The organism is Vibrio sp. 2132-1 (genome assembly GCF_033344315.1).
Map to the genome: position 1 here is coordinate 185,557 of NZ_JAWPON010000008.1, position 24,043 is coordinate 209,599.

The 24,043-nt window shown below is 44.0% G+C and carries 21 protein-coding genes; 15 read left to right on the forward strand and 6 right to left on the reverse strand.

Going from position 1 to position 24,043, the window contains the following annotated elements; translation table 11 throughout:
* The first annotated feature begins 221 nt into the window (after window positions 1-221).
* Together ung and R8N47_RS11245 are read left to right on the forward strand one after the other, a co-directional pair.
* On the forward strand, window positions 222-902 hold the full coding sequence (gene ung, locus R8N47_RS11240) for a uracil-DNA glycosylase (protein WP_005382846.1): 681 nt from the start codon (window positions 222-224) through the stop codon (window positions 900-902).
* A gap of 113 nt (window positions 903-1,015) precedes the next feature.
* Window positions 1,016-1,567 carry a hemerythrin domain-containing protein gene (locus R8N47_RS11245; RefSeq protein ID WP_005381807.1) on the forward strand — a complete coding sequence of 184 codons (552 nt, stop codon included), beginning with the start codon at window positions 1,016-1,018 and terminating at the stop codon, window positions 1,565-1,567.
* Between the two features lie 236 nt (window positions 1,568-1,803).
* Here the strand turns inward: R8N47_RS11245 and R8N47_RS11250 are convergent, their stop codons facing one another.
* On the reverse strand, window positions 1,804-1,989 hold the full coding sequence (locus R8N47_RS11250) for a DUF3545 family protein (RefSeq protein WP_005381805.1): 186 nt from the start codon (window positions 1,987-1,989) through the stop codon (window positions 1,804-1,806).
* A gap of 721 nt (window positions 1,990-2,710) precedes the next feature.
* Here R8N47_RS11250 and R8N47_RS11255 point away from each other — a divergent pair.
* Together R8N47_RS11255 and yaaA are read left to right on the forward strand one after the other, a co-directional pair.
* Window positions 2,711-4,144 (forward strand): alanine/glycine:cation symporter family protein, encoded by a 1,434-nt coding sequence (locus R8N47_RS11255; RefSeq protein ID WP_005381800.1) that lies wholly within the window; start codon window positions 2,711-2,713, stop codon window positions 4,142-4,144.
* 110 nt (window positions 4,145-4,254) lie between these two features.
* Window positions 4,255-5,031, forward strand: coding sequence for a peroxide stress protein YaaA (yaaA, locus tag R8N47_RS11260; protein ID WP_005382848.1), 777 nt, complete (start codon window positions 4,255-4,257; stop codon window positions 5,029-5,031).
* Window positions 5,032-5,140: 109 nt separating this feature from the next.
* On the opposite strand, the gene srmB is transcribed toward yaaA, so the two are convergent.
* Together srmB and R8N47_RS11270 are read right to left on the reverse strand one after the other, a co-directional pair.
* Entirely contained in the window at window positions 5,141-6,364 is a 1,224-nt protein-coding gene (gene srmB / locus R8N47_RS11265) for an ATP-dependent RNA helicase SrmB (protein ID WP_064353633.1), read from the reverse strand.
* Window positions 6,365-6,471: 107 nt separating this feature from the next.
* Window positions 6,472-7,191: a tRNA1(Val) (adenine(37)-N6)-methyltransferase gene (locus R8N47_RS11270; RefSeq protein WP_017635070.1), complete on the reverse strand. Its 720-nt coding sequence runs from the start codon at window positions 7,189-7,191 to the stop codon at window positions 6,472-6,474.
* A 330-nt stretch (window positions 7,192-7,521) separates the two neighbouring features.
* On the opposite strand from R8N47_RS11270, the gene brnQ reads away from it, so the two are divergent.
* On the forward strand, window positions 7,522-8,832 hold the full coding sequence (gene brnQ / locus R8N47_RS11275; protein WP_005381792.1) for a branched-chain amino acid transport system II carrier protein: 1,311 nt from the start codon (window positions 7,522-7,524) through the stop codon (window positions 8,830-8,832).
* Window positions 8,833-8,917: 85 nt separating this feature from the next.
* On the opposite strand, the gene fldB is transcribed toward brnQ, so the two are convergent.
* Window positions 8,918-9,436 (reverse strand): flavodoxin FldB, encoded by a 519-nt coding sequence (fldB, locus tag R8N47_RS11280; RefSeq protein ID WP_005381790.1) that lies wholly within the window; start codon window positions 9,434-9,436, stop codon window positions 8,918-8,920.
* Window positions 9,437-9,593: 157 nt separating this feature from the next.
* Between fldB and xerD the strand changes: the two genes are divergently transcribed.
* The 7 genes from xerD (at window position 9,594) to R8N47_RS11315 (ending at window position 18,324) form a co-directional block, all read left to right on the forward strand.
* Entirely contained in the window at window positions 9,594-10,511 is a 918-nt protein-coding gene (xerD, locus tag R8N47_RS11285; protein WP_005381788.1) for a site-specific tyrosine recombinase XerD, read from the forward strand.
* A 59-nt stretch (window positions 10,512-10,570) separates the two neighbouring features.
* The gene (gene dsbC, locus R8N47_RS11290) at window positions 10,571-11,359 is read left to right on the forward strand and encodes a bifunctional protein-disulfide isomerase/oxidoreductase DsbC (protein WP_213913665.1); all 789 of its coding nucleotides are present in this window, start codon (window positions 10,571-10,573) and stop codon (window positions 11,357-11,359) included.
* A 43-nt stretch (window positions 11,360-11,402) separates the two neighbouring features.
* Complete coding sequence (gene recJ / locus R8N47_RS11295) at window positions 11,403-13,142, forward strand: single-stranded-DNA-specific exonuclease RecJ (RefSeq protein ID WP_064353634.1); 1,740 nt, start codon at window positions 11,403-11,405, stop codon at window positions 13,140-13,142.
* 173 nt (window positions 13,143-13,315) lie between these two features.
* A protein-coding gene (gene prfB, locus R8N47_RS11300) for a peptide chain release factor 2 (protein WP_100068604.1) occupies window positions 13,316-14,414 on the forward strand; the annotation gives its coding sequence in 2 pieces (ribosomal slippage) (window positions 13,316-13,390 and window positions 13,392-14,414; 1,098 coding nt in all).
* A 34-nt stretch (window positions 14,415-14,448) separates the two neighbouring features.
* Window positions 14,449-15,966 carry a lysine--tRNA ligase gene (gene lysS, locus R8N47_RS11305; RefSeq protein WP_005382861.1) on the forward strand — a complete coding sequence of 506 codons (1,518 nt, stop codon included), beginning with the start codon at window positions 14,449-14,451 and terminating at the stop codon, window positions 15,964-15,966.
* Between the two features lie 242 nt (window positions 15,967-16,208).
* Window positions 16,209-17,543, forward strand: coding sequence for a cyclic-di-GMP-binding transcriptional regulator VpsR (vpsR, locus tag R8N47_RS11310; RefSeq protein ID WP_017635067.1), 1,335 nt, complete (start codon window positions 16,209-16,211; stop codon window positions 17,541-17,543).
* 529 nt (window positions 17,544-18,072) lie between these two features.
* Window positions 18,073-18,324, forward strand: coding sequence for a hypothetical protein (locus R8N47_RS11315; RefSeq protein WP_005381776.1), 252 nt, complete (start codon window positions 18,073-18,075; stop codon window positions 18,322-18,324).
* A gap of 131 nt (window positions 18,325-18,455) precedes the next feature.
* Here the strand turns inward: R8N47_RS11315 and R8N47_RS11320 are convergent, their stop codons facing one another.
* Entirely contained in the window at window positions 18,456-19,490 is a 1,035-nt protein-coding gene (locus R8N47_RS11320; protein WP_005381774.1) for an NADP(H)-dependent aldo-keto reductase, read from the reverse strand.
* A gap of 154 nt (window positions 19,491-19,644) precedes the next feature.
* Between R8N47_RS11320 and R8N47_RS11325 the strand changes: the two genes are divergently transcribed.
* Window positions 19,645-19,956 (forward strand): DUF6482 family protein, encoded by a 312-nt coding sequence (locus R8N47_RS11325; RefSeq protein WP_005381772.1) that lies wholly within the window; start codon window positions 19,645-19,647, stop codon window positions 19,954-19,956.
* Window positions 19,957-19,971: 15 nt separating this feature from the next.
* Here the strand turns inward: R8N47_RS11325 and mutH are convergent, their stop codons facing one another.
* Window positions 19,972-20,652, reverse strand: a complete 681-nt coding sequence (gene mutH, locus R8N47_RS11330; protein ID WP_005381770.1) for a DNA mismatch repair endonuclease MutH — start codon at window positions 20,650-20,652, stop codon at window positions 19,972-19,974.
* A 620-nt stretch (window positions 20,653-21,272) separates the two neighbouring features.
* Here mutH and rppH point away from each other — a divergent pair.
* Together rppH and ptsP are read left to right on the forward strand one after the other, a co-directional pair.
* Window positions 21,273-21,794: an RNA pyrophosphohydrolase gene (gene rppH / locus R8N47_RS11335; protein ID WP_005381953.1), complete on the forward strand. Its 522-nt coding sequence runs from the start codon at window positions 21,273-21,275 to the stop codon at window positions 21,792-21,794.
* Window positions 21,795-21,796: 2 nt separating this feature from the next.
* The gene (gene ptsP / locus R8N47_RS11340) at window positions 21,797-24,043 is read left to right on the forward strand and encodes a phosphoenolpyruvate--protein phosphotransferase (RefSeq protein WP_054574288.1); all 2,247 of its coding nucleotides are present in this window, start codon (window positions 21,797-21,799) and stop codon (window positions 24,041-24,043) included.

Consider the following 24,043-nt stretch of genomic DNA (forward strand, 5'->3'; position numbering starts at 1 on the left):
AGGATGCCAACATGTCTCGACCACTCTCTTTTACTCCTTATGCTTTCACTCGTCGCGTGCTTCGCTTACCGATTCCTAATCGTCACATTACCGGACAGGGGCATTTTCGAACGCCACAGAAGCATTAGTCTTTTATTGCTTGTCTCAAGTTCGTGGTAAGTTTTTGTTTGTTTGAGTTTCGCTCGTTAGAATAGAAGCAAAATTTAGGACAGGAACTTTCCATGAATCAGTCACCCACTTGGCACGATGTGATCGGCGAAGAGAAAAAGCAGAGCTACTTTGTAGACACCTTGAATTTTGTTGAAGCCGAACGCGCCGCAGGCAAAGCTATTTTTCCTCCCGCAAAAGATGTCTTTAACGCGTTTCGTTTTACCGAGTTCAAAGACGTTAAGGTCGTGATTCTAGGACAAGACCCATACCACGGCCCAAATCAGGCGCATGGCCTGTGTTTCTCTGTACTTCCTGGCATTAAAACGCCACCATCTTTGGTGAATATGTACAAAGAACTGGCGCAGGATATTGAGGGTTTCCAAATTCCTCAACATGGCTTTCTACAAAGCTGGGCTGAACAAGGGGTGTTGCTACTCAATACCGTATTAACAGTAGAGCAGGGCAAAGCACACTCACATTCGAAAACTGGCTGGGAAACCTTTACTGACCGCGTTATTGAGGCCATTAACCAGCATCAAGAAGGTGTAGTGTTCTTGTTGTGGGGGTCACATGCACAGAAGAAAGGTCGTTTTATCGATCGCAATAAGCACCATGTGTTAGCTGCCCCACACCCATCGCCACTCTCTGCACATCGAGGCTTTTTCGGTTGTAAGCATTTCTCTCAAGCAAACCAGTTACTTACATCACAAGAAAAAGCACCAATCAACTGGCATTTGCCATTAACGGTATAAATGAAGAGACAGCGATCATGGATGCTATGATCGCTGTTTTTTTGAGCACGCTCGAGGCTGATAGTAAATTTCTCATGTACACTTACTAAAAGTAGGTGTTAAGGAGAGACGCTATGATGATCGAAAGAATTCGACGCGAACATGGTTATATGGTTCGTCTGTTGGCGATACTGCGCCATAAGCTTAATGAGATAAAAAAAGAACGTGTAATCAACTATGCGTTAGTAAGCGAGATTGTTGATTACCTCTCTAATCATTCGGAGAAAGTACACCACCCGAAAGAAGATATCCTCTATCACCACTTTCTTGAACACTATGGTAAGCAACAAACCATGGAAAATTTAGAGAAAGAACATCTAGAGTTAGCGAGTAAAACCAGAGAGTTTTCATCCGTGATAGAGATGATCCTTCAGGATGCTGTTGTGCCACAAGACATGTTTGTCGCTCACCTAGAAGATTTCATAGAATCGCAAAGGCACCACTTGGAGCTAGAAGAGCGAAAAATTTTGCCTCTCATTGAAGAGTTATTTACCACAGAAGATTGGCAGCATGTCGAGAGCTTATGGAGCGTCAGTGAGGATGATCCTGTGTTTGGTGACACGATTGCTGATCGTTATAAGCAGTTGGCCGAACGTGTTCGTCAAAGTGATACTGAGTATGTTTAAGCCTGAGTGATGAAACCTGAGCGAGCGAAAGCCGTCTCTCGGGTTTGTGAGATACATTTCTTATTTATTGGGAATCAACCGAAAATTTAGTGTGCATATTTCTCGGCAAAAAGTACGGAAGATTCTCATTGAGTAATAATGGTATTCATACTTAAACCTTGGTACATAAACTCACGGTGTTTACGGTCACTGTAAACAAAAAACAAAAGGCACCTGTAAGGTGCCTTTTGTTTGAATTAGAGTTTAATGTCTTCCAAGTTATAATCGGTACAGACATCAAGTTCGCGCAGCTCTTTAAGCAAATTGCGTCTGTCGTTCATCTCTTCTATTTCACGCCACTTTCGCTTTACTGGTTTGGCACGAGATTTGGTTGTTGAGGTAGTATCCAGATTAAAAATGTCATCTAGTTGAAAGCCTTCCATAAGCCACCTTTACCTTTCTTAAGCTAAACTGTTGTAACCAGTCCTTGTGGAGTTTTTTAAGTACCACAATAGCCGTGAGAATAACCATGATATATTTCGCATTTGTGTCGGTAGCATGACATTTTCGTGCAAAAATATTCTCAAAATCACACTTTTTATTGCAACGATGTGGATAAAAAATGCACAAACGATCTCAAGAAAACGATTAAATAGAGAGATTTTCTATGTTAATTCGATTTGATGAATGGGTGTACTGCGCAAAGGTTAAAGTTGCATAAAATCAGTTTGATGAAATAGTGTTCAATTAGATGGTAAGTCACTAGCGTAAATTTATGTAACACCTTGTGAATACTAGCTTGTTCTTGTTTATACGGTTTACCATTCCATTTAATGAAGAATAATTATTTATGTTGGTGTTTGGTAATTGAAATGTTGCGCAGTTTGAGTGTTAAGTCTTCTATTTATGTTATTTTTTGGTGACTTTATAGTGAAAAATAACAATGTTATTCCTGTTGTTGCATATTGATTTTTGCGCTCCTAGGTTGCATTATCCGCCCGTCAAAAAATACGCTGGTACGTAAAATGGATGCATGAAGCGACGTTTACGATTCTAGATTGCCCATAAACATTACTTAAAAAGCTAAGCACACTTTGACACTTAGCAGGCAATTTGGTGGATGGCTAGGACGCATAGACTGGCGCAACTCACTTTGAGGTACACATGACAGACTTAATCAATTTGATGAACGATCTCCTCTGGGGTTCGATTCTGGTTTATCTTCTTGTTGGTGTTGGTATTTACTTCACCGTTCGATTAGGGTTCATTCAGTTCCGCCATTTCGGCCACATGTTCTCTGTTCTTAAGAACAGCCGTAAAGCAGACAAAGCTGGTATTTCTTCTTTCCAAGCGCTTTGTACTAGTCTTGCTGCACGTGTTGGTACAGGTAACATGGCGGGCGTTGCAGTTGCATTGACTGCGGGTGGTCCTGGTGCGATCTTCTGGATGTGGCTGATTGCAATGCTTGGTATGGCAACATCGTTTGCTGAGAGCACACTGGCGCAGCTATACAAAACCAAAGATGATGATGGCAACTACCGTGGTGGCCCTGCCTACTACATGGAAAAAGGCTTGGGCATGCGTTGGATGGGCGTGTTGTTCTCAGTTTTCCTAATCATCGCTTTTGGTTTGGTATTCAACGCCGTACAAGCTAACTCAATTGCCAATGCAATGAGCAACGCATTTGGTTGGAATAACCTGTATGTCGGTATTGCCGTTGTTTTACTGTCTGCAATTGTTATTTTCGGTGGCATCAAGCGTATCGCAAGAGTTGCTGAGATGATCGTTCCGATCATGGCACTACTTTATCTAGCCCTAGCGCTGTTCATCATGTTCTCTAACCTAGAGAAATTACCTGATGTATTGATGCTTATCTTTAAGAGTGCATTTGGTCTGCAAGAAGCAGCAGCAGGTGGTCTTGGTTACGCAATTGCACAGGCAATGATTAACGGTATCAAGCGCGGTCTATTCTCGAATGAAGCAGGTATGGGTTCGGCACCTAACGCGGCGGCTTCAGCAACACCTTACCCACCACACCCAGCGTCTCAAGGTTACGTACAGATGCTAGGCGTGTTCATGGATACGATCGTTATCTGTTCTGCAACAGTGGCTATCATCCTGATGTCTGGTGAGTATGTCGGTCAAGCAACAGAAGTGACGGGTATCGAGCTAACTCAGCGAGCATTGAGCTCACAAGTTGGCGATTGGGGCGGCATCTTTGTTGCTGTGGCAATCTTCTTCTTTGCGTTTACTTCAATCATTGCAAACTACTCGTATGCTGAAACGAACTTAATCTTCCTAGAGCACAATCATAAAGCGGGCTTAAGCATTTTCCGCGTTATTGTTCTTGGTATGGTGATGTTTGGTGCACTAGCTTCGTTACCAGTCGTATGGTCGCTTGCTGATGTCTCTATGGGTCTGATGGCGATAGTTAACTTAGTGGCGATCATCTTGCTATCTGGCATCGTGATTAAACTGGCCAAAGATTACAACCGCCAGCTTGGTGAAGGCAAAGTGCCAACATTTGATGCGAATGATTTCCCAGAGCTGAAATCTCAGCTTGAAGAAGGCATTTGGTACAACGATAAAAAAGACTAAGTGAGCTATCACTCATAGTTGAAAGCTATTAGTACGATGTAAAAAGCCATGCAGACAATGCATGGCTTTTTTTGTACCCTATTAAAAACAAAATTAGAGAAGGGAAAGTCATGCTTATCGTAGTTTCTCCAGCGAAGACTCTTGATTACGAGTCTCCGTTAGCGACAGAAAAATTTACTCAACCTGAGTTGGTCGAATACTCAAAAGAGCTTATCGATGTTTGCCGCAAACTGACTCCTGCTGATGTTGCCTCTTTAATGAAAGTGAGCGACAAGATTGCCGATTTAAATGTGGGCCGATTCCAAGAGTGGAGTGAAACGTTTACCACGGAAAACTCACGACAAGCCATTCTTGCATTTAAAGGTGACGTTTACACCGGGCTAGACGCCGAAAGTTTATCTGAAGCGGACTTCGAATATGCTCAAGATCATCTGCGTATGCTATCGGGTCTTTATGGTTTACTAAAACCACTTGATTTGATGCAGCCATACCGCCTTGAAATGGGTACCAAGCTTGCAAACGACAAGGGTACGAACTTGTACCAGTTTTGGGGCAATGTTATTACGGACAAGCTTAACGAAGCGATTTCTGCTCAAGGCGATAATGTCCTTATCAACCTTGCATCAAATGAATACTTTAAAGCGGTTAAGCCAAAGAATTTAGATGCGCAAGTGATCACGCCAGTATTCAAAGATTGTAAGAATGGTCAATACAAGGTCATCAGTTTTTACGCGAAGAAAGCGCGCGGTATGATGGCGCGTTACATCATTGAGAACCGTGTTGAGAGCGTGGCAGACCTGACTAAGTTTGATACGGCGGGTTACTACTTTGTGGAAGATGAATCGACGCCAACAGAGTTAGTATTTAAACGCGAAGAGCAAAAATAAAGCTGATTGAGACGTAGTCTACGTTAATCTCTATCAGCACAAACGAAAAAGGGTTGGCATTGCCAACCCTTTGTTATTTTTTAGCTTGAGCTACTTCGCCCCAACAAGGTTACTTCTTCTTAGCGGTTTTCTTTTTCGCTACTTTTTTATTGTCGTCTTTTTTCTTTTTCTTCTTAAACACAGGCTTTTTGTGTTTAGGACGCATCTCTTTCACGAAACGCTCTTTGATGTCTTCTTTCACGTAGCGCGCAACGCGATCCATCATTGGTTGGTCGTGTGCTTCTACGATTGAGATAGCGTTACCTTTTTTACCCGCGCGAGCCGTACGGCCGATACGGTGAAGGTAAACATCAGCCGTGCGCGGCATGTCGTAGTTGATAACGTGTGATACATCCGGAAGATCGATACCACGCGCAGCAACGTCCGTCGCGAGCAGAACGTTCACAGTTCCATCGCGGAAGCGAGAAATCGCATTGTTACGACGATCTTGCGGCATTTCACCTTGAATCCAAGAACATGGAATCTGTGCACTTTCAAGCTGCGCTCGTAGCTCAGCCAAACGCTCACGAGTCTTTAAAAAGACGATAGTGCGCTCAGCTTGCTGAGTAATAATGTGTTTTAGTAATTCTAGTTTGTGTTCAGCATCATCAGCTCGGTGATACCACTGAGCAATTTTCTTACGCTCACGCAGAGGTGATTTTGCATCGATCTCTGCTGGATCATTCAACAGATCAGCGGTAAAGCCTTCTACGCCTTTCCCTTCTAACGTTGCTGAGAACAGAAGGGTTTGCTTACGCCAGCGACATTCGTTAGATAGGCGATCGACAGTAGGAGCAAAACCCATATCTAGCATACGGTCTGCTTCATCAAGGATTAACCATTCGATTGCACGACAATCAAAACGTTCTGCATCAATGTATTCTTTTAAACGGCCAGGTGTCGCAACCACAATGTCTTGTGTTGTTGCAAGGATGTCGGCGTGCTCTTGGTACTGAACACCACCAGTGATGGTGAAAATGTTGAGTTTGGTATTTTTTGCCAAAGCACGTGCTTGATCGGCAATTTGCATCGCCAGTTCGCGAGTAGGCGTTAGGATCAAAATACGCGCAGGCCCAGGCTTACGACGAGGGAAGTCTTGCAAGTATTGCAATGCTGGCAGGACGAAGGCGGCCGTTTTACCAGTTCCTGTTGGCGCTGACGCTAGAATGTCACGACCGTCCAACGCTTGTGGAATCGCTTCTGCCTGAATTTTTGTTGGGCGTTCGTAACCCATCTCTTCAATGGCTTCAAGTAGGTTTTGGTCTAGATCAAGTTCAGCAAAGGTTCTGATCACAATGAGTTCTCCACAAGCAAAGCTTGGTTAATGGTTCGCCACAACAGCATAGAATACAAAAAGGTCGCACATTATAAAGTGATTGGTGATAAGGATCACATGTTATTTCACATCTTAAGATAAAACTCGCGGGTTAACTGGATGAAATCATCACTATAGCCGTCATTTGAACGGATAATTAAATGTGACGTCTGCAAATCGCAAGGTCGTTTTGACAGTTCAAATAACAGTCGGTGTACTGGTTTCTTTTCTGATGGTTGCACACGACAGATCCGCGATAGATACCAACTTTGGTTTAATGCTAGCTCAATGAACTGCTCGCCTTCGGTGATTGGCAACACAAAACTAGCTCTCCCTTCGTCATCAAGCAAATGATAGCAACGCTGTAGCAATGCGTTATGGCCTAGCGTATCAGTGTGCCTCGCGGTTGCACGTTGACTGTGTTTCGATTGCTCGCCGCTGTTGAAGTAGGGCGGGTTACAAATGATGCGTTGGAATGGATGTGTCGGCGTAAAGTGCAGTATGTCGGTGTGATGCACACTTACACGATCTGACCAAGGAGACTGGGCCATATTTTTTTGCGCGGCAGCAACGGCTGTTAATTCGATATCGACCGCGGTTATTTGAGCTTCTGTAAAGCGTTGAGCACACATCAGGGCAAGCAGGCCAGTGCCAGTGCCAATATCGAGAATTTTAGCGTCGTTAGGGCTTTGAATCCAAGCACCAAGCATTACCCCATCTGTGCTGACTGGCATACCACTCTCGCCGCCCTCAATACAAAATTGCTTAAAATTGAAGCCTTTAGTTTTCAGTTTTTTGTTCTTCATGATTGTTTTATATTTGCTCAATAATTAAGTGGATTGCTCTATTGTTTATTAATTGTATAGATTGTTGTTTTGTTGGTTACTAAATTGTATTGTTAATTGATCGAGATAAAGAACTGGTCTGTTATTTGGATCTGGTTATATCCACTGCTTTTAAGTTTGAAAACTAAATTAATATGGTGTTTTTTTCTTAAAGGTTGCCAAATGATGAGTCTTTCGTCATTATGCGGCGAAAATTTTATAGATTGAACCACGTGTACTTATTGACTTTAGGTATACAAAAAGTGGTCTAAGCATACACAACATTCATTAATTAAAAGACAAGGGTTATCTGTGAAGCAGACGTTAAAACTAACAGATATTATCGCAGTAGGCTTTATGCTATTTGCGTTCTTTTTAGGTGCGGGCAATATTATCTTTCCACCTCTAGCGGGTCAGTTAGCGGGTGAAAACTTAATGCCAGCTATGTTTGGTTTCTTGCTAACAGCGGTAGGTCTACCTCTTATTACTATCGTTGCTATTGCTGTTGCTGGTGGTTCTTGGGATCACTTGACGCAAGATCTTCCGAAAAAAGCGGCAGTTCTTATGGCTGCACTGATTTTCATCATCATTGGTCCTGCGTTTGCTGCGCCTCGTACTGGCCTAGTGGCTTACGAGATGGCGGTGAAACCTTTCTTCCTTGAAGCGTCACAAACGCATCTCACTGCATTTTCAGTGATCTTCTTTATTGCGGCGATGATGTTCTCATGGTTCCAAGGCCGTTTGATCGATCTTATCGGTAAAGTACTGACACCAGCATTGTTCGTTGGTTTGATCATTCTTGCTGTCGCTGTCTTCCTTGATCCTCAGGGCGATATGATTGGCGCGCACGGTGAATACCTAACGCAGCCTCTGACCAAAGGCTTCTTAGAAGGCTACAACACAATGGATACGTTCGCGTCATTGATGTTTGGTATGCTGATGGTTGATGCACTGCGCGGTAAAGGCATTACTGAGCGCTCTGCAACTACTAAATATCTGATCTATGCAGGTTGTATTGCTGCTGCTGGTCTTGCGTTTGTTTACATCTCACTATTTTACTTAGGTGCGACGAGTGCAACGGTTGCTGCTGGTGCTGATAATGGTGGCCTAGTGCTTAGCCAATACGTTCAAGCGTTGTTTGGTCCATACGGTCAAATCGTTCTGTCTGTCATCGTATTGCTAGCGTGTCTGACAACCGCGATTGGCTTGATTTCTGCGTGTTCAGATTTCTTCAGCTCGAAAACACCACTGTCATACAAGCAATGGGTACTGATTAATGGTTCTGTTTGTGCATTGGTTGCAAACGTTGGTCTTGCACAGCTGATTTCTCTGTCAGTGCCAGTATTGTTTGCGCTGTACCCTGTGGCGATTGCGTTGGTTGCACTAACATTTGTGCGCAGCAAACTGCCAAATCCACGTTTTGCTTACCGCGCGGTACTGCTTGTATCTCTGTTGTTTGCGTTGGTTGATGCGGCAAAAGTATCGGGTATTGATGTTTCTGCGTTTAACATGTTGCCATTATTCGAAGTCGGCATGGGCTGGGTGCTTCCAACATTTGCGGCTATCGTGTGCATGTTCTTCATCGCGAAACCTCGCCCAGAGCTAGCACAAGAAACCGCGTAATCACTTCGCGTTATCAAGATAATAAAAAGCCCGATGAATTACTTCATCGGGCTTTTTACTTTTTAATGATGACGTGTTTGCGCTATTAAAGCGTGTCGTGGAATTCCACAAGAACTTGTTCACACCATTTTTCGATGCGTTCATCACTCAGTTCGTACTGTGAGTCTTCATCTAACGCAAGTCCAACAAACTTGCTGCCATCTTCGATCAATGCTTTCGATGCTTCAAATTCGTAGCCTTCATTTGGCCAGTAACCGATAAAGGTTGCGCCTGTGGCTTGCAATTCATCGTGAAGTAAGCCCATCGCATCTAAATACCACTCTCCGTAACCTTCTTGGTCACCCAGACCAAACAGCGCTACAACTTTGCCTTTCAGTGGTGTGGTCGCGATGTCTTGCCAAATCGCGTTCCAATCTTCTTGAATTTCACCAAAATCCCAAGTTGAGATGCCAAGGAGTAATAAGTCGTAGTCCGCCATTAGTGATAACGGTGTCTCTTTCACATTGTGAATGTCGACAAGGTCTTCACCAATAAGGGTACGAATTTTCTCTGCTGCCATTTCGGTGTAGCAGGTCGTTGAGCCGTAAAAGAGTCCGATTTTCATTATATTCGTCGTTATTTGTGTTGCTGTTGTGGAAGATTCTAACCATAAATTGAGGAAGATTGCAGCGAATATCCTATGTGGGATGATTTTTTATGGTATTGGATTGGCAGGTGCTTTAATCTAAATACTGTAAATATAAACAGATAAGGAAGCATTCATGACGGCACAACAGCCTGTCAATCAACAAGATTTTTCGCTTGTTGAGCAATTCTTAGATGCGATGTGGATGGAGCGTGGTCTATCAGAGAACACGTTGGCTTCCTACCGAAACGATTTAATGAAGCTGCTCGTGTGGATGGAAAAACATCGATACCGTCTTGATTTTATCAGTTTGTCTGGCTTGCAAGAATATCAAAGCCACCTTGTAGACTTAGATTACAAACAGACGTCCCGTGCGCGTATGTTGTCGGCTATTCGTCGTTTATTTCAATACCTGCATCGTGAGAAGGTGCGTGCTGATGACCCGAGTGCGCTCTTGGTTAGCCCTAAACTGCCACAACGTTTACCCAAAGATATTAGTGAAGAGCAAGTGGACGCGTTGCTCGAAGCGCCAGACCCGAATGACCCTATAGAATTGCGCGATAAAGCGATGCTAGAGCTACTCTACGCGACAGGGTTGCGTGTGACAGAGCTCGTCAGTTTGACCATGGAAAATGTTAGCTTGCGCCAAGGGGTGGTGCGCGTGACTGGTAAAGGTGGTAAAGAACGCCTGGTTCCTATGGGGGAAAACGCGGTCGATTGGATCGAGACGTTCATTCAACAAGGGCGCCCTGCGTTACTTGGTGATACATCATCTGATATTGTTTTTCCTAGTAAACGCGCAAGACAAATGACTCGTCAGACGTTTTGGCACCGTATTAAATACTATGCTTTGATAGCAGGGATTGATACTGATCAGCTGTCGCCGCACGTACTGCGTCATGCCTTTGCCACGCATTTATTGAACTATGGCGCAGATCTCAGGGTCGTACAGATGCTTTTAGGACATAGTGACTTATCGACCACGCAAATTTATACTCACGTGGCGACTGAACGATTGAAGCAGATCCACAGTCAACACCACCCAAGAGCATAACAATGGTTAGATTCATCCATGTCTTCTTGGAAAAACGATTTTACATTAAGGTGAATTTCATGAGCGTATTACGCCGACTAACTCTGCTGACTTTACCATTTTTTGTTACCGCTTGTGGTGCAGAAGAAAGTCAGGCTCAAACGGAGACTCCTGCGCAACAAGTGGCGCCAGATGCACAAAGCGGCTTTGATGAAGCAGCATTAAAAACTAAGTTCTCAAAGCTTGGTTTATCTATCGTTGATATTCAACCATCAGACGTCGCTGGCTTATTGGAAATTCAAACCAATGGCGGGATCCTGTTTGCTTCAAATGATGGTAGCCATTTTATCGCCGGTACGCTTTATGCCATTAATGATGATGGCAGTTACAAAGATGTCATAGCAGAGCGTCAAGCGCCGCTTAACGCCGAGAAAATTGCTCAGTTCTCCGATAGCATGATCGAATACAAAGCTGACGATGAAAAGTACGTTGTGACCGTATTCACTGATATCACCTGTGGTTACTGTGTGCGTCTGCATAGCCAAATGCAAGGCTATAATGATCTAGGTATTACAGTGCGTTACATGGCTTACCCTCGCCAAGGTGCAACTGGCCCTGTGGCAGAGCAAATGGCAACGATTTGGTGTGCTGAAGATCCGGCGTCGGCAATGCACAATGCGAAAGTGAATCGTACATTTGATAACCCTGCGAAAGACTTAAAACAATGTAAAGAAACCATCCAGGCGCATTACAATCTAGGTCGCCAATTGGGTATTTCTGGTACGCCAGCAATTTTCTTACCGAATGGCGAAATGGTTGGTGGCTACCTACCACCTGCAGAGCTATTGAAACGTTTAAAGCAACTATAATCCATTAGGAGCAGAGCCGGCAAAGTTGTCGGCTCTTTCAAGCATGATAGAAATTCAACGACGTCCTGAACCAGATCTTTCCCTTCTTCCTGATTCCATTCCTCCGATTCTTAAACGTATCTACATCAACCGTGGGATAACGGATCTTTCACAATTAGAAACGTCGGCCCGTGGGTTGCATTCATATCAAAAACTCGGGGGGATTGAGCAAGCTGTCGATCTTTTGTTTCAGGCGATAAAAGAACAAAAACGCATCATCGTTGTCGGTGATTTTGACGCTGATGGCGCGACAAGCTCAGCATTATCAGTGCTCGCGCTGCGTATGCTTGGTAGTCACAATGTGGATTACCTAGTGCCAAATCGTTTTGAAGACGGTTATGGGTTAAGCCCAGAAGTCGTTGACCAAGCCTTAGAGCTTGGCGCTGAGATGATCATGACGGTGGATAACGGCGTCTCATCAATCGAAGGCGTGCGTTACGCAAAAGAAAGTGGCATTACCGTGCTTGTTACCGATCACCACTTGCCAGGACAAGTGTTGCCTGATGTGGATGCGATGGTGAACCCAAACCTTGAGAGCTGTAGCTTTCCATCTAAAGCGCTTGCGGGTGTGGGGGTCGCGTTTTATCTCATGATGGCACTATGCGTTCATATGCGAAAACACAATTGGTTTGCAGAACAGGGGATGCAAGAGCCCAAGTTGATGGAACTGATTGACCTTGTTGCACTGGGTACCGTCGCCGACGTCGTTCCATTGGATGAAAACAACCGCATTCTTGTACACCAAGGTTTGCAACGTATTCGTGCGGGCAAAGCGCGTCCCGGCATCCAAGCGTTAATTGAGGTCGCTAAGCGCGATGCGCGTCGTTTAGTTGCGTCCGATTTTGGCTTTGCTTTAGGTCCACGTATTAACGCAGCAGGCCGTCTTGATGACATGTCTTTCGGTGTTGAACTGCTGATGTGTAACAACATCCACGCAGCTCGTCGCATGGCAAGTGAATTGGATGGCTTGAACCAGACTCGTAAAGAGATTGAAGAAGGCATGAAGCAAGAAGCGATGGCTTTCTGTGAGCGCCTTCAGTTTGGTGAAGGCAATGAGCTTCCTTATGGCTTAGCCTTATTCCAACGTGATTGGCACCAAGGTGTGATTGGTATTTTGGCTTCGCGCATTAAAGAGAAGTTTCATCGTCCAGTCATTGCATTTGCTGATGGTGGAGAAGGGACGATTAAAGGCTCGTGTCGTTCTATTCCGGGGCTACACATGCGCGATGCGTTGGATTTCATCGACACGCAAAACCCGGGTTTGATCATCAAGTTTGGTGGACACGCCATGGCAGCAGGCTTAACGATTAAAGAGCAGGATTTTGAGCGTTTCAGTCGTTTGTTTGATGAAGTGGTAAAAAAGGAACTCGATGAAGCGGCGCTAAAAGGCGTGATCATGTCAGATGGCGAACTTAAGCCGGAAGAGTTCTCTATGCATGTTGCTGAACAGCTGCGATCGGGTGGCCCTTTTGGACAAGCTTTCCCAGAGCCAATCTTTGATGGTGAGTTTAAAGTACTGCATCAAAAGCTGGTGGGTGAGAAGCATCTTAAATTGATGTTAGAGCCGCTTTATAAAGGTCACCCTACCAATGTGATGATCGACGGTATCGCATTCAATGTTGATCTACGTCGATGGCCAGATGCATCGGTTAAAACAGTACGTCTCGCGTATAAGCTGGATGTGAATGAATTTCGTGGTAATCAATCATTGCAATTGATGATCGACCATATCGAAGCTAAGTAATACCTAGATCAACCTTTCTTATAGAGTACGGTTGCCCCTAAGTGGGCGTAAAATTTTATGACCGTGCTCTCTCTCACCGCAATCTGATTTCTCATCCGAAATTTTCCTGTATCTCGGTCACATTTTTCAGTAGAATTTCTCGGTTAAATTCTATTCTAAAATGTTGAGTAAACATGTTTGAAATCAATCCAATTAAAAACCGTCTGCAGGACGTGTCTCAGCGCACAAATGTCCTGAGGGGGTATCTTTGACTATGACGCGAAGAAAGAGCGTCTAGAAGAAGTCAACGCAGAACTTGAACAACCAGATGTATGGAACGAACCTGAGCGTGCGCAAGCACTGGGTAAAGAGCGTGCATCACTAGAAGCGGTTGTTGAAACCATTGATCAACTAGAGCAAGGTGTGGAAGATGTAGAAGGTCTTCTTGAGCTGGCTGTAGAAGAAGAAGATCAAGAAACATTTGACGAAATTGAACCAGAACTTGCTGAGTTGGAAGAGAAGCTAGAAAAGCTTGAATTCCGTCGTATGTTCTCTGGCGACCACGATAGCTCTGATTGTTATATCGATTTGCAAGCTGGCTCTGGTGGTACAGAAGCACAAGACTGGACTAACATGCTGCTGCGTATGTACCTACGTTGGGCAGAAGCGAAGGGCTTCAAAGCTGAAGTGATTGAAGTCTCTGAAGGTGAAGTCGCGGGTCTTAAGTCGGCAACAGTTCGCATCTCTGGTGAATATGCGTACGGTTGGTTACGTACTGAAACGGGCGTTCATCGTCTTGTTCGTAAATCTCCGTTCGATTCAGGCGGTCGTCGCCATACGTCATTTGCTTCTGCGTTCATCTATCCAGAGATTGATGAAAACATCGACATCGACATTAATCCTTCCGACCTACGCATTGACGTTTATCGTGCGTCAGGCGCAGGTGGTCAGCACGTAAACACCACAGAATCTGCGGTACGTATTACGCACGTACCTACGAACACAGTGGTTCAGTGTCAGAATGACCGTTCTCAACATAAGAACAAAGATCAGGCAATGAAACAGCTTCGAGCGAAGCTATTTGAGCTTGAATTGCAAAAGCAAAATGCGGAAAAACAAGCTAATGAAGACGCTAAGTCTGACATTGGCTGGGGTAGCCAGATCCGTTCTTACGTATTGGATGACTCACGTATTAAGGACCTCCGTACGGGCATTGAAAACCGTAATACTCAAGCGGTTCTTGATGGCGATCTGGACAAATTTATTGAAGCTAGCCTGAAATCAGGTCTATAAAGCTTTTCACCGACAAAAACAGGATACATCGAAAATGACTGATGCTGTTCAAAACGAAACTGTACTAGAAGAAAATAAGCTGATTGCTGAACGCCGCGCTAAACTGGATGCAATCCGAAAGAGCTGCAAAGCGAACGGCCATCCAAACGACTTCCGTCGTGACGCACTAGCGGGCGACCTTCAGAAAGAGTTCGGTGAAAAGACGAAGGAAGAGCTAGAAGAGCTTAACCACGTAGTAGCAATCGCTGGCCGTATCATGGCTAAACGTGGTCCATTCTTGGTAATTCAAGAAACTTCTGGCCGTATCCAAGCTTACGCTGACAAAGCGGTTCAAAAAGTACTTAAAGAAAAATACCAAGGTCTAGATATCGGTGACATCATCGGTGTTAAAGGTGCACTTCATAAGTCTGGTAAAGGTGACCTATACGTGAACATGGAAGAGTACGAGTTGCTAACCAAAGCACTACGTCCACTTCCAGAGAAGTTCCACGGTCTAACTGACCAAGAGATGCGTTACCGCCAACGTTACGTTGACCTGATCGTTAACGAAGACTCTCGTCAAGCGTTTGTAGTACGTTCTAAAGTCATGTCTGCAATCCGCAACTTCATGATCTCTAAGCAGTTCATGGAAGTTGAAACGCCAATGATGCACGTTATCCCTGGCGGTGCGAGTGCGCGTCCATTTATCACGCACCACAACGCACTAGACATGCCAATGTACCTACGTATCGCGCCAGAGCTATACCTGAAGCGTCTAGTTGTTGGTGGTTTTGATCGCGTATTCGAAATCAACCGTAACTTCCGTAACGAAGGCCTTTCTCCACGCCACAACCCAGAATTCACAATGATGGAATTCTACATGGCGTACGCAGACTACAAAGATCTGATGGACCTAACTGAAGAACTACTAAGCTCAGTGGCGCAAGAAGTTCTAGGTTCAACGTCAATGCCTTACGGTGATGAAACGGTTGAGTTTGGTGGTACTTACACTCGTATGAGCATGTTCGAAGCAATCAAGCACTACAACCCAGACCACGCGCAAATCCAAGCGCTAACAGAAGAAGACCTACAAAACCGTGATCTAATGGTTTCTATCGCGAAATCTGTTCACGTTGAAGTAGAACCTTTCTGGACATGTGGTCAGCTTCTTGAAGAGATCTTTGGTGAAACAGCAGAACCTAAGCTAATGCAGCCTACGTTCATCACTGGTTACCCAGCAGATATTTCTCCGTTGGCTCGTCGTAGCGATGATAACCCGTTCTTTACAGACCGCTTTGAGTTCTTTATCGGTGGCCGTGAAGTAGCGAACGGTTTCTCAGAGCTTAACGATGCTGAAGACCAAGATGCACGCTTTAAAGCACAGGTTGAAGCGAAAGAGTCTGGTGACGACGAAGCAATGTTCTACGATGCAGACTACATCACTGCTCTAGAGCACGGCCTACCGCCAACAGCAGGCCAAGGTATCGGTATCGACCGTTTGGTTATGCTACTGACTAACACGCACACTATCCGTGACGTGATCCTATTCCCTGCAATGCGCCCGCAAGCGTAATTCGATAGGATGAGTAAAAAACCACCTTCGGGTGGTTTTTTTTGCCTTTTAGTTAAGTTAATTCAAGTTGTTGCATTTGCCTTTTAATGGGATATGCAAATAAACATTCGCCAAATCTCAATCTATTGCATAGTCTTAATACTGAGACAGACGTGAGGGGGCGGAGTCTCGATAATGTTACCCGCTCGCAAAGATAAGTTTGTGGCACAAAATTTCTATTAACAATGAAAAAGGGTTAGAGAATGGCTGGGCAGTTTAAGATGGATTCCATCCCGGGATCGCTTGTGGTAGTTGGCGGTACTTATGAGCCTTGGTTATCGGTACTGGAGCAAGTGGGCTGGAAGTGTCACCAAGTAGGTGATTTACGCAAAGCTAATACGCTGTTAGAAGATATTGGTCCATGTATCGGTATTGTTGATCTCAGCCATGACGAGTTCAGCTTGAATGGTTTGGCGAACTTAGTCAGCTCTCACAAACACGTACGTTGGTTAGCGTTTATTCGTGAATCTCAGCTTGGCACTGACACCATATGCCAGTTCATTGTTAACTTTTGTATCGACTTTTTCACAGCGCCGATCCCAGATGCACAGTTATTAAGCACAATAGGTCACCAGCTTGGCATGCTTAAGTTGGAGAAAAAAGTTTGGCCTAGTTTTGGTAGCAGTTTAGATATGGGTCTGATCGGTGAATCTATCCCGATGAAACGTTTACGCGATCAAGTGAAGCGCATTGGTCCAACGGACGTCAGCATTCTGATTTCTGGGGAAAGTGGGACTGGTAAAGAGGCGGTTGCTAGGGCCATCCATAAAGTCTCTTCACGCTCTCATAAACCGTTTATGGCAATTAACTGTCGCGCACTCAATGAACAACGTTTCCAAGCTGAAGTATTTGGTATTAACGCCGATGAAGATATGGAAGCATGCCTGCTTGAACAAGCAGATGGTGGCACCGTGTTGTTTAATGACATTCTTACCATTTCAAAAGAGCAGCAAATGAATCTGCTGAGATTCTTGCAAGAAGGCACCATTGATACCAAAGATGGCGTAAAAGCGGTTAACGTACGCATTCTTGCTGCTAACTCGTCAGATGTTGAAAAAGCTTTGATTGACGGTGACTTCAATGAAGAACTTTACCATTACATCAACGTTCTGCGCATCAATGTCCCTAGCTTGAAAGAACGTGCGAGTGACATCGCATTGCTGGCTCGTTTCTACTTACAAGAGTTCTCAAAAGAGTACAACTCGCAAGCAAAAAGCTTTTCTGAGGATGCATTCAAGGCACTGACACGTTATTTCTGGCCTGGAAATGTGCGTGAGCTGATGAACCAAGTGAAGCGAGCGGTATTAATGTCCGACAGCGTAATGATTGAAGAGCATCACTTAGATTTACCTCAACGTAATGACTCAAAGCGCAGCTTGAAATCAATCCGAGAGAAGAGTGAACGTGATGCGTTGCTGGTTGTTTTGGAATCTCATTCTGGTCAAGTTTCAAATGCGGCGAAAGAGCTCGGAGTTTCGCGTGCAACCATGTATCGACTACTTAATAAACATAACTTGATTTCCGAACAAGCCATGTAGTTGGCCTTTCCCTGTGTCAAATAGGCGAATAAATACAATAAAAGAGAGTGGCCACAGAGCCGCTCTTTTTATTTTTTGTTTGGTTTGATTTATAAAATCCGTAAATTTATATATTCCTCAGGTGAATATGTTATACATAAAAGTATATGAAACTAAATTGCGGTGTATTGATTTGTTTTTAATCAAAAAGGCAAAAAATGTTTGATATATATTCATCAAAGCTTACAATTTAACCGTAACTCAATGAGTTATACCTTTCATAAACGGATTAATTTTTAGCTAGGAGGCGCAAGATGAAACATTACGTTGTTAACACCACTGCTTGCGCTGATCGTATGCCTATCGCTCCGATAACCCTTAAATCGGATGATACCAATACCACTGGCTCACAAGATAAAAATTAATCCGTAACCTATCATATTTATTACTAGGCTGCGGGAAAGTAGCGGCTTAGTATCAACAGAATATTTCTGTTCATTTTACGCACTATTTTTCCCAGTCGAATACATCGATAATCGGAGAAAATATTATGCGTCACTCTATTTACTTACAATTGGCCACTTTGCTATTGAAAGCAGACCTTAAACGCGAAGAAAAGCAATGGCAGCGTACCATACGCCGAACTGCTCATGATATTCCATGGACGAATGTTCATCTATTGAGGGATATTGGTTTAGATCGCGATGGTCGTTCTACACGTGCCAATGTTCCGGATGCAGTAAAAGTTGAACGTCGAGTTCGTCACCTTCGTCGAGTCTTAACGTCGCGAATAATGACGTAATCGTTAGCGTGTTGGGCTGACTGAGTTGCTAACGAGTCATTCAACACGCTTAACTTTTTATATGAAGTATGACTTCATTGGATAAACAGCTGATCTTGAAGATCAGCTGTTTTCGTTTGAAGGTGGTACTGTTAAGGGCAAGGATTCGAGTAAGTTGTACCTATTGCTTGAATTTCAGTAAGTAGTTCGTCGCTAAGTTGCAAATCAATACTGTCGATATTGGCTTTTAATTGGTCTAGGTTTGTTGCTCCGATAATGTTAGAAGCAACAAATGGACGCTGATTGACAAACGCGAGCGCCATTTGTGCAGGGTTTAGACCATGCTCTTGAGCTAAATTGACGTAAGCTTCGGTCGCTTTAACACCTTGCGGAGTGAAGTAGCGCGCAAAACGCTCCCACTTAGTGCATCGAGCGCCTTCAGGTTTTGCCCCGTTTAGGTATTTACCACTCAGGCAGCCAAATGCCAAAGGAGAGTAGGCAAGTAACTGAACGCCTTCGTAATGGCTGATTTCAGACAAGCCAACTTCGAAGCTGCGGTTCAATAAGTTATATGGGTTTTGAATGGAGACAATTCTTGGCAAATCGTGTTTTTCTGCCAAACGCAATAGCGACATCACACCCCACGGCGTCTCGTTGGATACGCCGATATAGCGCACTTTACCTGCATTCACTAATTCAGTAAGCGCTTCCAACGTTTCAATTAACGTGACTTCTTCTTGTTTGTCAGGGTATGGGTAGTTGAGTTGACCAAAGCAGTTGGTTTGACGCTGCGGCCAATGCAGTTGGTACAAATCGACATAATCGGTTTGTAGACGATTAAGGCTGTCATCAATTGCTGTATGGATGTGGCGACGATTAAGGCTCATGTTGTCTCTAATGTGAGGAACATTGCGAGGGCCTGCCACTTTTGTTGCCAGTACTACTTTCTCTCTTTTGCCGCTTTTTGCTAACCAATTACCGATGTATTGCTCGGTGAGCCCTTGTGTTTCCGAGTTTGGCGGTACAGGGTACATCTCTGCGGTATCGATGAAGTTCACCCCATGATCGAGGGCAAAGTCGAGCTGTTCAAAGGCGTCCTTTTCTGTGTTTTGCTCGCCAAACGTCATAGTGCCGAGGCAGATTTTACTGATCTCAAGTGATGAGTGCGGTAGTTTTGTGTATTGCATATCACGTCCTTGAAGAGTTACCGACTAAATAAGTGACTCCAATATAGGGGATTTGTAGCCGCAATCGCAAATGATTTACGTATAAAGGAAGAGCAAACTCGAAAGCTACAGTTAGCCTAACTACACTTAAATGATCGTGTGAAGGAGGTATGTTATGCAGAAGCATCAATTGGACATGTGGCTACATGGTCCACATAAAGATACTTATAAAACTCCCAAAGTATTTGTGATTGGGTGTTCTGATGTCTCTGACTATCTTTTAGCTGTGGAGTACAAGCATCAACTTGAGCCGATTAAAGACGGTGAAGACCCGATACATTTTGGCTCTCTAGACTTAGTAAAAGAAGAACTATTGAGGCTAGGGGTCGATAAAGCGTATTTAAGGCTGCGCAATGCGTATGACGAATGTGGCACTGAAGAGGCAGCCTCATACTGCGATATTGAGTTATCGCTCGTGACGCACTAAATAGCTGATATAGTTTTATTCTGGTTGAGTGTTAATGTAGTGCTTGAGTAAGATCTGTTCAGTAAACTGTGTTCTAAGGTAAAAGCCTCGGGGCAGAGTTTTCATCGGCTTACCATTTGAGTTGTATGCTTCGGTGAGCGCTTTTGCATTTGCGGCTTTAGGGCGAAGATGCAGCGCTTCTCCGTGTCTGGCGGAAATTTGATCAAATCTTCCCAAGACGATCATCTCCATTAACTCTTCCCAGTCATTTCGCAAAATCCGCTCTTCTTCTTCATCTGGTGACCAAATGAGTGGACTGCCCACACGTCTTTCAGGGAGTGGGATTTCTCGTTCTCCTTCTACGGGTACCCAAAGGACACGAGATAGCTTGTTTCGAACATGACTTGTTTCCCATGTAAGACCATGAACGCCAGTGAGGGGCGCCACAGAAACAAAGGTTGTTTCTAAAGGTTTGCCAGAGTAACTGATCGGAATACTTTTCAACTCGATCCCTAGTTTTGCGAAATCTTGTTGAGGTTTACTGCCAGCTGGAGCGCCCAAGTGCCATTCGAGTAATTGACCCACCCAACCTTTATCACGTTTTAAGTTTTCAGGAACAATCATATTCGCCTCGGCGGCCAACTCAGCAAAACTGAGTCCTGCCATATCATGCGCTCGTTCCAATAGCTCTGCTTCTGTTTGTGGTTCTGGTTTCATAGTTACAAGGTGGTATTACAAAAAATATAGTTTATCAAACTCCGACCAAATCTACTGTTTAAGATTTCACCGAGGCGGTGTAAGAACGATCAATTCATAACTTATCCACAGGTGGAGGAGGTATTGATAAGATCCTGACGAGGTCTGTATGAATAAACAGGGGTTAAAATGCATTTTTGGGGTTGATTTTGTTGTAATCATCTAAACGAATAGCAGGTGAGTGTGGATAAATAGCCTGTTGGTGGATCTTTGACCGATCTGAGTTTGGTGAAAAGATCATCAAGAAACTGAAGATCGAATTATCGTTATTTTTAAAAATAAATGCTTTTTTATCAATATGTTATGTTTGTTTTTTTTGTTTCTTCATTTGTTTTGCTTTTGATGGGATTGAACTGAATTACTCATTTGAATTGAATTCTTCACAAAGTTATTCACAGAAAAGGTGAATAAATGTGGGCAATGTCTCACTCTTGTGTTGATAAGGTATGGTTTGATTAAAAGATATCCAAAAATGGTGAAAAGGTAATAAATCTTGCTCATATCACATCAGTAAGTTTGCTAGTAATGGGGATATGTGGAAAAATCACGGTAATAAAAAATTTATTCATAGAGGTTAGCCAGTGATAGATGGCGATGGTTACCGACTTAATGTTGGTATTGTGATATGTAATAACCATGGTCAGGTCTTCTGGGCTAAACGATACGGGCAACACTCATGGCAATTTCCACAAGGTGGGATTGACGAAGGTGAAACCCCTGAACAAGCCATGTTCAGGGAGTTATACGAAGAAGTCGGTTTAACGAAAAAAGACGTTAAGATCATTGCAACAAGTCGTCATTGGTTAAGATATAAGCTACCAAAGCGATTGGTGCGTTGGGACTCCAAGCCTGTTTGTATCGGCCAAAAACAGAAATGGTTTCTGCTGAGATTAGAATGCGATGAGTCTCGCATTAATATGCAACGCGGAAAATCCCCTGAATTTGATGGTTGGCGCTGGGTAAGTTACTGGTATCCAGTTAGGCAAGTTGTTTCTTTCAAGCGAGATGTTTATCGACGAGCGATGAAAGAATTTGCATCCTTAGCCATGCCTTTTCGAGAGAGAAAAGCGAAAGGGAAAAGAAAAAAGCAACGTAGAGGATAATCATGCTCAGTCAGCTAAGGGAAATAGTTGAGAAAGTCTCCAGGGTCGATGATGTGCATCTGGCACTCGATATATTGGTGAAAGAGACTTGTGCTGCCCTTAGTACTGAGTGCTGTACTATCTATCTTGCTAATGAAGAAATGCAGCGCCTTGAGTTAATGGCAACTCAAGGCCTTATTTTTGAAGGTGATAGTATTCATATCAACTTCAATGAAGGCTTGGTTGGGTTGGTAAAACGAAGCGCTGAACCCCTTAACCTTGCCGAAGCCTCAAAACACCCCGAGTTCAAATTCTTTCCTCAACTCGGCGAACAGATTTACCACTCTTTTTTAGCTACTCCAATCATTCATCGTAAACAAGTTTTAGGTGTGTTGGTGATCCAACAAAAAACGCCGCGCTTGTTTAGTGAAATGGAAGAATCGTTTCTTGTTACTTTATCCGCTCAGTTAGCGGTGCTCATTGCACATGCGCAGAATCTTGGGCATTGGCAGTTAGCATCTAAACCCACGGTATTAAAAGGTTTGCCTGCGTCTACTGGTGTCGCGATTGGAGAGTTTTGGTTCGACAATACCCAGCCGAGTTTATCGGATATTTTCCCTTCGTCCACGTTAGATAAGGAACGCGAGCACGAGACACTACTGGTGGCCATAGAGCGAGCGTTAAATGACTTTCGCCGTATGCGGAAAAAACTGGACAGTGAAATCAACAAAGATGCTCTGGCGATCTTCGATCTGTTTACTCACTTACTGAATGATCCGATGCTTCGCGGTGATTTGAAGAAGCAGATTGAAAAAGGAGACAGGGCAGACTGGGCGTTACGCCAAGTTGTAGAGTCATACTCGAATCGATTTGCCAGAATGTCGGATGTATACATGCGTGAAAGAGCGCAAGATATCCGAGAGTTAGGGCAAAGGCTGCTCTATTTTCTGCACAACAGCGAGCAAGAAAATTCTGCAATTGATCGTCCCATTATTTTGGTGGCGAATGAACTCACTGCCACCTTGCTCGCTTCTGTACCTAAAGAGTTCTTGTTAGCCGTCGTATCATTAGAGGGAGGCGCAAACTCTCACGCTGCCATTTTATCTCGAGCTCTTGGGGTCCCTGCAGTCATGGGCGCCAACATTAATCCGGATGTGGTGAATGGCAAACTCGGGATAGTCGACGGCTATACGGGTGAGATCTTCTTAGAGCCAAACCGCCAGTTGTTGCGAGAGTATCGCAGCTTAGTAAGCGAAGAGTCTGAACTGTTTGCCATGGTAAACCAGGACCTCGCACTCCCTGCGGTTACGCAAGATAATCACCATATCGAAATTATGCTGAATGCGGGACTCAGTGCAGACAGTAATATTGCCATCAACACAGGTGTTGATGGTGTTGGGTTGTACCGAACTGAGATTGCATTTTTACTTCAGCATCACTTTCCTTCGGAAGATGAGCAGTATCATCAATACCAAGCAATACTTAACAGCTATCCGAATCAACGAGTAGTGATGCGTACTTTGGATATTGGTGGTGACAAACCTTTGCCGTATTTGCCCATTGAAGAAGATAATCCGTTTCTAGGCTGGCGTGGCATTCGTTTTACATTGGATCATCCAGACATTTTCTTGATCCAGCTGCGTGCAATGTTAAGAGCGAGTGCAGAAAGCGGAAACTTAAGTATCTTATTGCCAATGGTGTCAGGGGTAAAAGAGCTAGACGATGCCATTAGCTTGATTAATCAAGCTCACAGCGAAGCCGTTTTGCTTGATGATAGAATTCAATTCCCACAAATTGGGGTCATGATTGAAGTACCATCGATGGTGTATCTGTTGCCAACGATTGCTCACCGTGTTGATTTTGTTTCTGTCGGGACAAACGATTTAACTCAGTATTTATTAGCGGTAGATAGGAACAATTCGCGCGTAGCGGATGTCTATGAATCTATGCATCCTGCGGTACTGTTAGCGCTTAAGCAAATCCATGAGGTGTGTGATAAATATCAGGTGCCCGTGTGTATTTGTGGTGAGCTAGCGGGTGATCCATTTGGCGCTCTTCTCTTACTTGGGTTAGGGTATACCAGTTTGAGTATGAACACCTCCAACGTGGCTAAGGTGAAATATTTGATTCGTCATAGTCAACAAGAAGAATTAGAAAAATTAGCGGAGCAAGCAATGACAAAGTCCTATGGGGAGGACATTCATCAAATGATGCATGACTTCTTCATTCAACAGGGCTTTGCGGGCTTTATCCGTGCAGGTAAAAAGTAG

Coding starts and splice junctions, on each gene's coding strand:
- ung (WP_005382846.1), top strand. CDS start 222: ATGAATCAGTCACCCACTTGGCACGATGTGATCGGCGAAGAGAAAAAG.
- R8N47_RS11245 (WP_005381807.1), top strand. CDS start 1,016: ATGATGATCGAAAGAATTCGACGCGAACATGGTTATATGGTTCGTCTG.
- R8N47_RS11250 (WP_005381805.1), bottom strand. CDS start 1,989: ATGGAAGGCTTTCAACTAGATGACATTTTTAATCTGGATACTACCTCA.
- R8N47_RS11255 (WP_005381800.1), top strand. CDS start 2,711: ATGACAGACTTAATCAATTTGATGAACGATCTCCTCTGGGGTTCGATT.
- yaaA (WP_005382848.1), top strand. CDS start 4,255: ATGCTTATCGTAGTTTCTCCAGCGAAGACTCTTGATTACGAGTCTCCG.
- R8N47_RS11270 (WP_017635070.1), bottom strand. CDS start 7,191: ATGAAGAACAAAAAACTGAAAACTAAAGGCTTCAATTTTAAGCAATTT.
- fldB (WP_005381790.1), bottom strand. CDS start 9,436: ATGAAAATCGGACTCTTTTACGGCTCAACGACCTGCTACACCGAAATG.
- xerD (WP_005381788.1), top strand. CDS start 9,594: ATGACGGCACAACAGCCTGTCAATCAACAAGATTTTTCGCTTGTTGAG.
- dsbC (WP_213913665.1), top strand. CDS start 10,571: ATGAGCGTATTACGCCGACTAACTCTGCTGACTTTACCATTTTTTGTT.
- recJ (WP_064353634.1), top strand. CDS start 11,403: ATGATAGAAATTCAACGACGTCCTGAACCAGATCTTTCCCTTCTTCCT.
- lysS (WP_005382861.1), top strand. CDS start 14,449: ATGACTGATGCTGTTCAAAACGAAACTGTACTAGAAGAAAATAAGCTG.
- vpsR (WP_017635067.1), top strand. CDS start 16,209: ATGGCTGGGCAGTTTAAGATGGATTCCATCCCGGGATCGCTTGTGGTA.
- R8N47_RS11315 (WP_005381776.1), top strand. CDS start 18,073: ATGCGTCACTCTATTTACTTACAATTGGCCACTTTGCTATTGAAAGCA.
- R8N47_RS11320 (WP_005381774.1), bottom strand. CDS start 19,490: ATGCAATACACAAAACTACCGCACTCATCACTTGAGATCAGTAAAATC.
- R8N47_RS11325 (WP_005381772.1), top strand. CDS start 19,645: ATGCAGAAGCATCAATTGGACATGTGGCTACATGGTCCACATAAAGAT.
- mutH (WP_005381770.1), bottom strand. CDS start 20,652: ATGAAACCAGAACCACAAACAGAAGCAGAGCTATTGGAACGAGCGCAT.
- ptsP (WP_054574288.1), top strand. CDS start 21,797: ATGCTCAGTCAGCTAAGGGAAATAGTTGAGAAAGTCTCCAGGGTCGAT.